4 protein-coding genes and 1 tRNA gene are annotated in these 7,603 nt (G+C 58.7%); 2 read left to right on the top strand and 3 right to left on the bottom strand.

The genetic code is table 11. The features are described 5' to 3' along the window. Positions 1-3,115: leucine-rich repeat protein (locus ACRX4W_RS05475; protein WP_432299545.1), on the bottom strand; the 3,115-nt coding region annotated here is incomplete at its 3' end. An 802-nt stretch (positions 3,116-3,917) separates the two neighbouring features. Continuing rightward, positions 3,918-5,699 carry a tRNA adenosine(34) deaminase TadA gene (tadA, locus tag ACRX4W_RS05470; protein ID WP_432299544.1) on the bottom strand — a complete coding sequence of 594 codons (1,782 nt, stop codon included), beginning with the start codon at positions 5,697-5,699 and terminating at the stop codon, positions 3,918-3,920. 51 nt (positions 5,700-5,750) lie between these two features. Between tadA and ACRX4W_RS05465 the strand changes: the two genes are divergently transcribed. After that, positions 5,751-5,840, top strand: a tRNA-Ser gene (locus tag ACRX4W_RS05465). 3 nt (positions 5,841-5,843) lie between these two features. Here the strand turns inward: ACRX4W_RS05465 and ACRX4W_RS05460 are convergent. Then, positions 5,844-6,428 (bottom strand): TetR/AcrR family transcriptional regulator, encoded by a 585-nt coding sequence (locus ACRX4W_RS05460; protein WP_158551589.1) that lies wholly within the window; start codon positions 6,426-6,428, stop codon positions 5,844-5,846. Between the two features lie 211 nt (positions 6,429-6,639). Here ACRX4W_RS05460 and ACRX4W_RS05455 point away from each other — a divergent pair, with 211 nt between their 5' ends. Then, positions 6,640-7,191, top strand: a complete 552-nt coding sequence (locus tag ACRX4W_RS05455; protein WP_432299542.1) for a LemA family protein — start codon at positions 6,640-6,642, stop codon at positions 7,189-7,191. Positions 7,192-7,603: the final 412 nt, after the last annotated feature.

The raw sequence follows: 7,603 nt of genomic DNA, 5'->3' as shown, positions 1-7,603 counted from the left end.
TCTCGGCCGCCGGGCCGACCCACTTCTTCTCGACGGGCACCGAGACCTTGGCCGTGGAGGTGTTGGTCACGGTGAAGCCGCGCTCGGCGTCGCCGGTGACCTTCGAGCTGTAGCCCTCGACGGGGTCCTCGGCCACGGTGTAGGCGATCACGGAGCCGGAAGCGTCACGCTGCGGCAGATTGGAGAAGGCACCCTCCCAGCCGTCAGACTCGCTCAAGGTGATCGAATCGATGACGGTATCGCCGTTCTTGAGATTTACTTTGACCTTATTAGGATGGGGGATCTTAGGGTTCTCCCAGACCTTTTTGATGGGAATGTTGATGTTCTCGGACTTACCGATGACGACACCGCCGTTGGCGCCGATGCCGCCTCCATACTTGGCCGTATTGCCGGAGATCGTCAGCGACGTCTGGCCGCCGCCAAGGTTATACACATCCTCGCTCATCACAGATTTAAGCGCAACGTTCGGCGTGGCGTCGGTAAAGGACAGGGGCTCGCCGTTGTCACCGTCGGGCTTGAATCGCGGGATTTCGGGGTTTGTTGACGCATAAGTGCCTTCGGGGTTAAACAGCCCACCGTCTCTGTACCAGCTGACCTTTCCGCCGCCCGGAGCGCGGTTGGCCAAGGTCAGTTTGTATTTGGCGTCTTTGAAGCCGGTGAAGACGAAGTCGTCTCCCGCCTCACCAGCCGTGTTCCTGGCGATCAGGCCGCCGTCCTGGACGTAAACCTTGGCCTTTCCGGTCGGGCAGAACCACATGCCGCCGCCCTGCCCATCCGCATGGTTATCAACAACGCAAGCGTTTTCGATATGGAGCGTACTATAGCCAAGATACTCGTTGCCTTCGCTATACACGCCGCCGCCCATGCTCCAAGCAGTATTGTCCTTAATCTCGCCCGTGCTGAGCGTGACGCCATCCGAATAGGTATAGACACCTCCGCCGGCGGAAGCGGAGTTGCCAGATATGGACCCGCCCCGCATGGTGAAAGCAGTATTCCCCTTTTCGCCGCCCTGGCAGCCCGGGTCAACCACACACACTCCGCCGCCTTTGCCTTTGCCAGACGCAACGTTGTTCTCAATCTTTCCACCCGTCATGGTGAACTCGGCATTGCCCTCAATATGAACTGCTCCGGAAGGATCGTAGGCCGTCTCCAGCCTACTGCTCCTGTTGCCGGAAATCTGGCCACCAGTCATCGTGAACTTGGCTCTTTGTTTTTCGCCCTTACCCTGGCCGTACGCAAGCACCGCACTGCCTCGATAACCGTTGTTGCCCTCGATGCGGCCTCCGCTCATGTCAAAGCGAGCGTCGCCCCACAAAATGACGCCAGAAGATGTAAGCCAATAGCAATTGGTGGCCCCGGTAACGACTCCGTTGTTACGGATAACGCCACCCCTCATAACTACATGAGCGCCACTGGACGCGCGAACGGCACCGCAATACGAATGGCGCAGCTCGCACTGCTCGATAACGCCGCCCGTCATGGTAAGCGAGGCATTTTCTCCCGACACGTCGACGGCGCCCGCGTTATCACTGCTCGTGGTGCCGTCGTACACAACGGCCTCGTCAGAGAGCACAACTGCTCCCCTGCTAGAAATAATGGCGCCCTTGTTGTAACGACCTCTCAGGGACGCTTTCCCCGACAGCTCGAGGGATGCCCTCTCGGCAACATTGACCAGTACGGAGACGTCGCTATTCTTTGTTGCCAAGATGGTATAGGGCTCATCCGACGTGATCTTAATCATCTTCCCGGCAGGAATCGTGAGCGTGGAGCCGAGCTTCACGTGCTTTTTCAGGGTGATGACGGTTTCCTTGCCATCGGGGGCCTCGTTGACCAGCTCCTGAAGGGTCTTGGTGCTGTCATTGCTCACGGTATCGCCGACGCCGTCATCGATGGACTCGCGCGTGTAGACAATATCGACGCCAAAGAACGGGAGGTTCTCCGAGCCGGTGATGTCGTCCATGCTGTTTTCGATTGTGATCTTTTGAACGGTGCTGCCTTCAAACATACCCGAGGGTATTTTGGTGAGGCCGCGCCCGATCGTCACATCCTTCACGCCATCTACGCCCGAGAAGGCTGCCTTGCCAACGGAAGTCACGGAATCCGGAATGGAAAACTGCTCCATCAACGTGCCGTAATAGAAGGCGTAGTCGCCAATTGTTTCAAGTGTTCTGGGAAGCTGGACGGCGACGTTGCTCTGGATAAAGGCCCAGTCACCGATACTCTTCAGGCTGTCGCAGAGCCCCACGATCTTAACCGGCGTGTAGCAGAACGCATTGTCCGGAATGTTCTGAAGCGAGGACAGATCCACGGACGCCTGCAGTTTTTTGCACTCGTAAAACGCCCCCCAGCCCATCTTTGTTACCTTGCTTAGATTGGGCACGCTCACCAGGCTGGCACACCCCTGGAAAGCAGAGGATCCGATGCTCGTCAATGTGCCCGGGAAATCGATCCCGGTTAAACTCGAGCAATTCCGAAACGCCCTATCCCCGATGGACTCGATTTCGCTCAGCGCGGTGACGGACGTGAGAGAGGTGCATCCGTCAAACATGCCCGAGGGGATCTTGGTAACCGAAGCGGGCAACGACACGCTTGTCAGAGACGTGCAGTCTTCGAACACGCCCGTTATGGCGTCGGAGAAGGCGACATCTTTTGGAAACTCGACGCCCGTGAGGGCCGTGGCCCCCTCGAAGGCGCCCGAGCCCGAAATCATTTTGAGGGTGGAGGGGAGATCGATCTCCGAAAGGTTGCTGCAGCCATAGACCATCATGTTGGCGCTAATCTCCTCGACGCCCTCATCGAAATAGAGCTTTTCGAGCGAGCCAGCGTTTTGCAGCGAGCAACCGAAGTTCTTGATGGAGCCAGGGATATGGAGCTCCTTGACCTTTGCGAACCTCCGGAAATTCCCTCCGTACATTTTTTCGAGCGTGTCGGGAAGCGTCAGCTGCTCAACGTTCTTGGCCACGATACCAGACGAGAAATAAAGTTTGGTGACTTTGTAGGTCTGGCCACCATGCTCGATAGAGCTGGGCACACTCACCGCGGTCACACTGTCGTCGGCAACAATACCTGTGATTTCCGCCGTTCCCTTATCCGTGGTCTCGCACGAATAGGTCACGCCGTCCTGGGTGATCTCAAACTCCTCCGCAGTATACGCAGTCCGCGATGCCGTGGCCGCATATGCGACACCGGCCGTCGCGCCGACGGATAAACATCCGAAGCCGAGAACCAGCGCAAGGCAGAGAGCAGCGACTCTCTGCCCCCCCCCGCCGAAAACTTTCCTCTCCAATTCCCTTCTCCCCCTCTGGTGTCGCCTTCTCTTCCCAAGAGCGATCTATTGATTAGGACAATTTAAAGACAACATTATGCCCAAAGAGGTCCATCATGGAGATAATCCACTTCTTCGCCCGAAATGGTAATTAATTGGCAGGATTAATTGGCGAACAACTGAACGAAGAGCAATCTACTAATGGCACATGAATGACAGCGTCAACACCTGAAGTGCATAGCCTCCGATCCCTAGACAGCACCATCGAGCGCCACAAGGCGCAGGATTGAATTGTTCAGATTCACATGCCTTTACGGGTGTTTTTCTAGCCCCAAAAAGACTGATCTGGTGCTGTGCCACGGAAAGGGCCCATCTACTACGTTTAGGCCGCGGGGTCAACCATAGCCGACTTTTTCGAAAATCGGCAAGCTTTCTACCTGCGGTTTTAATTTCACAAATTCCGGGATGGTCGAGGGTGTTCCGCTAAACGTAGTAGATTACCGCATTTCATGGCAGACGGTCCGACCCAAAGCACAAGGCGACCAGCCTCGGATGGCCATTCACGAAGTTGCGGTGGAATACGGACTGAATTGGCGCCTTAAAGGCAAAAACACTCCGTATTTCACCGCAAGTTATTGGGGAGGGATTGGTTTTAGAGGCGACCGAGGTCGTAGGATCGAGCGACCGCCTCGCCGGCGCAGATGAGGTTAGTTGTGGCTTCTTGCGGGTCGAGTGCCTGCTCCAGGTCCATGGGCTTGCGACAGATCGGCAGTACAAGGTCGATGCCCTGCCCATACACCGCATCCAGGTTGTCAGCGCGACCGCCCACGACGGCGACCACCGGCTTGCCATAGCGCTTGGCACGGCGGGCCACACCCACCGGCGCTTTGCCGGCGGCGGATTGCTCGTCCATATTGCCCTCGCCCGTTATGACCAGATCGACATCCCGCACGCGCTCGTCAAACCCAATCAGATCAAGCACCGTCTCCACGCCCGAATGTAGCTCTGCACCGAGCGCTAGCAGCGCGGCGCCCAGACCGCCAGCGGCACCGGCGCCGGGCACGCCGAGCACCGAGCCAAACGTCCGCGCACCCTCGGGCACGCGCAGTAACACCTGAGCCCGTGCCTCGGCAATCGCCGTATCGAGCAGGCGACCGTAACCGACCATCCAGTCGTCGTACCCGCCCAGCGCTTCGACATCGTCTGTCGGCAGGCCCTTTTGCCCGCCAAACACCGCAAGCGCCCCGCGACGCCCCACGAGCGGATTCTCGACATCGGAAAGCACCACGACACGCGCGCCATTCAGTGCCCGAAGCGCCGGTGCCAAATCGATACTCGCCACGTGTTCAAGGCCCGTGAGCCCCAGCGCGATATTGCAGCCACGGTCATCGACAAGACGCGCGCCCAGCGCTTGCAGCATGCCGGCGCCACCGTCGTTGGTGGCGCTGCCGCCCAGTCCCATATATAGGGTCCTCGCCCCCGCGCGAACCGCACGAAGCATCAGCTCGCCCACGCCATAGGTCGTAGCGGCCAACGCCGCCGACTCCGTGCACGGCGAGCACCCGATGCCCGCGGCTTCGGCCATCTCAATGACAGCCGACTCGTGCTCGCCGTCCACCAGCATCCGGGCAGCCACGCACTTGCCCAAGGGGCCTGCCACCTCGCAGGTCACAATCTCACCGCCGCACGCGGCAACGGCATCGAGCGTTCCCTCACCGCCATCCGCCAGCGGCAGCGCGCTTACTTGGGCATCGGGCCACACGCGGCGCACGCCTTCGGCAACGACCTCCTCTGCCTGCGCACTCGAAACGCTGCCCTTAAAGGAATCAATCGCCAGCAGCACACGGCGAGGCCGGCGCTGCACGGGACCAAAGTCGAGCGTCTCGCCGGCAAGATCCTCGCCGTCAGCAAGGGCCTCGGCGTGGGCAACATGCGCCTCAAGGTTTGCACCGCAGCCGCAACCGACGCCATCCGCACCGCGCAAACCGGCAAAATAGTTGCTCAGCACCGCGCGACACTCATCCGCCAACACGCCGGCGGTCACATGAAACCGATGGTTTAGGCGCGAATCGGCATTGAGATCGTACAACGAGCCCAACGCACCCGCCTTGGCGTCGCTCGCGCCATACACGCAGCGCCCCACGCGCGCATTGACCATAAGCCCCGCACACATGCAGCAGGGTTCCAACGTCACATAGACCGTACAGTCGGAAAGGCGCCAGCGGCCAAGCGCCTGGGCAGCGGCGCACAGGGCCGCGAACTCTGCATGCGCCGAAGGGTCCTGGTCGAGCTCGCGCCGATTGTGCGCCCTCGCGACGATCTCGCCGTCGCGCACCACTACGGCTCCGATGGGCACCTCGCCCACCGCCGCGGCGGCTCGCGCCTCCGCCAACGCCTCGCGCATGAACTTCTCGTCGATTTCGGTGATCGTCATCGTTCGCCTTCCCTGTTGCAAATTCAAAACGATGCTATCATTACGACTCACGGAGAGATGGCAGAGCGGTTGAATGCGGCGGTCTTGAAAACCGTTGAGCGCGAGAGCGTTCCGGGGGTTCGAATCCCCCTCTCTCCGCCACTTTTAGTGATGCACCGGCGTCATGGTCCGCTCAAACAGCGCATCGACCACGTCGGCCATCTCGGGTCGACGCTCAAGATCGTGGCCCGATTCCCACCATATCGTGAAAAGTCGAATAATACCGCCGGCGACAAACTCAGACGTCGTCTCGAGCGACACGGGGGCCAGGGCATCCTCGGCAAGCACGTTCATCACACGCTCGCGGATAGAGCGGGCAATGCGGTCGCAAATAACGTTGGTCAACATGCCCGACATGCTGCTTGCCAAAATGTTATCCATGAGCTGCTCGTGCGCCAGAATCAAATCCATGGCATCGTCCAAAATCGCGTGCCGAAGCGCGCGCACGTCCTCGGCAGACACTGCGCCGGCCTCATCGGGCTGTTTTTGCGGCAAGCCCGACATGAGCTCATCGATATAAAAGGCAAAGTAATCGTTCTTGTCGCGAAAGTGCTTGTAGAACGTCGTGCGGCGAATCATGGCGCGGTCGCACAGCATGGCAACCGTCAGGTCCTCAAAACGATGCTCCTCGAGAAGCTCGGTAAAGGCATCGAACAGGGCACGGTAGGTTTTCTTGATGCGAAGGTCCACTGGTATCGCCATCCTCAGGGCAAAGACAACACTCGTCAATCTGTCGCATATCTTACACCTGTACCTCGCGCGCTTTGCCCCGGTACCGACCCCGCCGAAAACACAACGCTTACCGGAAAGTTCGGCACGGCAAAACGTTGCGGGTATACTAGTAGCGTTATACCAACGGCAGCTGGCGCATGCCGCCGCGGCCATTCGAAACGGAGACATCATGATTACCGTCATCATCGGCATCGTTGTTGTCATTGTGATTGTCTGCGCCATCGCCGGCATCTACAACAACATGGTCACCAAGCGTAACCGCATCGATAACGCCTGGCAGAACATCGATACGCAGCTGCAGCGCCGCAACGACCTGATCCCCAACCTGGTCGAGACCGTCAAGGGCTACGCCAAGCACGAGCAAGAGACGCTCTCCGCCGTGATCAGTGCGCGTAACACCGCCGTCAAGGCCACCACGCCCGAGGCCAAGATGGAAGCCGACAACGTGCTGACCGGTGCGCTGCGCCAGCTCTTCGCCGTAGCCGAGGCCTACCCCAATCTTAAGGCAAACACCAACTTTACGCAGCTGCAGGCATCGCTCGAGGATACCGAGAACAAGATTAGCTATGCACGCCAGAGCTACAACGATTGCGTGCTCAGCTACAACAACGCCATTCAGACGTTCCCGGCTGTCATCTTTGCCGGCATCTTCCAGTTTAAGGAGCGCCAGGGCTTTGAGGCCGCCGAAGCAGCCCGCCAGGCCCCGACCGTCAAGTTCTAGTAGTTTGGCAGCGCATCCTTAATCGGCCAAATGTATAAACCGCCCCGTCGAACGCATACTTCGACGGGGCGGTTTCCTTTTTCGCGAAGGTCCCCCTCTAAGCGCCGTGCATTTTTAGGAGTATTCAACATAACCAAGAGCTTCGGGCGCTACGATAAATGCCAAAGACCGCGAATATCCCTGCAAATCAAACGCTGTCAGCCCATAACCCCGCCCATCATTCGTAGAAAACATCGAGAAATCCCGATTTTTTGCCCGAGGTCGGTATGCAGGGGCCTTCGATTGCAGAATACTCGCAAAAATGCACGTCGCCATCACCCCCACATGGCGCGAACCAAAATCAAAACCACCCCTAAAAGGGGTGGTTTGCTCTTAGGGTATAACCCTTGGATTTCCGGCACGCGTCTAAAGG

The sequence above is a fragment of the Collinsella aerofaciens genome (assembly GCF_964283865.1).
Taxonomy (GTDB): domain Bacteria; phylum Actinomycetota; class Coriobacteriia; order Coriobacteriales; family Coriobacteriaceae; genus Collinsella.
The sequence above is the reverse complement of the archived record's forward strand: the minus strand, read 5'-3'. Positions and strand labels throughout refer to the sequence as shown.

Coding starts and splice junctions, on each gene's coding strand:
- tadA (WP_432299544.1), bottom strand. CDS start 5,699: ATGACGATCACCGAAATCGACGAGAAGTTCATGCGCGAGGCGTTGGCG.
- ACRX4W_RS05455 (WP_432299542.1), top strand. CDS start 6,640: ATGATTACCGTCATCATCGGCATCGTTGTTGTCATTGTGATTGTCTGC.